Raw genomic sequence first — 2,402 nt, forward strand, 5'->3', positions numbered from 1 at the left:
CCGTCTTACTGATCCTAATCAAACTCCGAATACCGGGGAGTACTACTGGGCAGACACACGGCGGGTGCTAACGTCCGTCGTGAAGAGGGCAACAACCCTGACCACCATCTAAGGTCCCTAAGTTATGGCTAAGTGGGAAAGGATGTGAGGATCCCAAAACAACCAGGATGTTGGCTTAGAAGCAGCCATCATTTAAAGAAAGCGTAACAGCTCACTGGTCTAAATAAGGGTCTTTGCGCCGAAAATGTACCGGGGCTAAAGCCATACACCGAAGCTGTGGATGCACGTATGTGCGTGGTAGCGGAGCGTTCCGTAAGCCTGTGAAGGGACAGTCGTGAGACATCCTGGAGGTATCGGAAGTGAGAATGCTGACATGAGTAACGATAAAGGGAGTGAGAGACTCCCTCGCCGAAAGTCCAAGGGTTCCTGCTTAAAGTTAATCTGAGCAGGGTTAGCCGGCCCCTAAGGCGAGGCCGAAAGGCGTAGTCGATGGGAACCACGTTAATATTCGTGGGCCTGCAGGTAGTGACGGATCGCGTGTGTTGTAAGGTCTTATTGGATTGATCTTGCAGCGAAGCGGTTCCAGGAAATAGCTCCTGCATATAGACCGTACCCTAAACCGACACTGGTGGACTGGTAGAGAATACCAAGGCGCTTGAGAGAACTGCGTTGAAGGAACTCGGCAAAATGCACGCGTAACTTCGGAAGAAGCGTGACCTCCATTTAGGCAACTAGGTGGGGGTGGCACAGACCAGGGGGTAGCGACTGTTTACCAAAAACACAGGGCTCTGCGAAGTCGCAAGACGACGTATAGGGTCTGACGCCTGCCCGGTGCTGGAAGGTTAAGAGGAGATGTGCAAGCATTGAATTGAAGCCCCAGTAAACGGCGGCCGTAACTATAACGGTCCTAAGGTAGCGAAATTCCTTGTCGGGTAAGTTCCGACCTGCACGAATGGCGTAACGACTTCCCCGCTGTCTCCAACGCAGACTCAGTGAAATTGAATTCCCCGTGAAGATGCGGGGTTCCTGCGGTTAGACGGAAAGACCCCGTGCACCTTTACTATAGCTTTACACTGGCATTCGTGTCGGCATGTGTAGGATAGGTGGTAGACTTTGAAGCAGTGGCGCCAGCCATTGTGGAGTCATCCTTGAAATACCACCCTTGCCTATATGGATGTCTAACTGCGGCCCGTTATCCGGGTCCAGGACCGTGTATGGTGGGTAGTTTGACTGGGGCGGTCGCCTCCTAAAGAGTAACGGAGGCGCGCGATGGTAGGCTCAGAACGGTCGGAAATCGTTCGTCGAGTGCAATGGCATAAGCCTGCCTGACTGCAAGACTGACAAGTCGAGCAGAGACGAAAGTCGGTCATAGTGATCCGGTGGTCCCGCGTGGAAGGGCCATCGCTCAACGGATAAAAGGTACGCCGGGGATAACAGGCTGATGACCCCCAAGAGTCCATATCGACGGGGTTGTTTGGCACCTCGATGTCGACTCATCGCATCCTGGGGCTGGAGCAGGTCCCAAGGGTATGGCTGTTCGCCATTTAAAGCGGTACGTGAGTTGGGTTCAGAACGTCGTGAGACAGTTCGGTCCCTATCTGCCGTGGGTGTAGGAATATTGATAGGATCTGTCCCTAGTACGAGAGGACCGGGATGGACGTATCTCTGGTGGACCTGTTGTCGTGCCAACGGCATAGCAGGGTAGCTATATACGGACGGGATAACCGCTGAAGGCATCTAAGCGGGAAACCCACCTAAAAACGAGTATTCCCTATCAGAGCCGTGGAAGACCACCACGTTGATAGGCCGGGTGTGGAAGTGCGGCAACGCATGTAGCTTACCGGTACTAATAGCTCGATCGACTTGATCACTCCCATTTACAATATCCATCAAGCGTAGCTTGATGATCTATATCGCTCACGCCAGTCTGGCTTCGCCAGACGGCTGCGCGGGCGCGCCGGAAAACCGGCGGCACACAGTCGTGTGCTTTTTATTATCTGCACGAAAGACGGCATGGTGAATGAAGCAGTGAGTGAACATACTCACTTGACTTGCTTATTCCCCTACTGCCCTAATCCAGCTTCTCAATTTGTGTTCTTCGCCGACCTGGTGGTTATGGCGGAGCGGCTGCACCCGATCCCATTCCGAACTCGGCCGTGAAACGCTCCAGCGCCAATGGTACTTCATCTTAAGATGCGGGAGAGTAGGTCGCTGCCAGGTCTGCCAAGCACACAAATCAAACCATCTTCTCTAAAACATACAAAACACTCCAAATACGCGTAAAACGCTAAAAATACCCAACCGGTTATAATATACACACCCTGGCGCGGGGTGGAGCAGCCCGGTAGCTCGTCAGGCTCATAACCTGAAGGCCGCAGGTTCAAATCCTGCCCCCGCAACCA

Annotated in this window: 1 tRNA gene and 2 rRNA genes (1 of these 3 only partly in view); all 3 read left to right on the top strand. The window is 53.2% G+C overall.

What is annotated here, in order from left to right:
• Positions 1-1,871, top strand: a 23S ribosomal RNA gene (locus ACTJKP_RS20910) (it extends 942 nt beyond the left edge of the window).
• A 234-nt stretch (positions 1,872-2,105) separates the two neighbouring features.
• Positions 2,106-2,220: ribosomal RNA gene (gene rrf, locus ACTJKP_RS20915) — 5S ribosomal RNA — on the top strand.
• A gap of 105 nt (positions 2,221-2,325) precedes the next feature.
• Positions 2,326-2,402 (top strand) — tRNA-Met (locus tag ACTJKP_RS20920).

The sequence above is a fragment of the Brucella sp. 22210 genome (genome assembly GCF_052045675.1).
Taxonomy (GTDB): Bacteria; Pseudomonadota; Alphaproteobacteria; order Rhizobiales; family Rhizobiaceae; genus Brucella.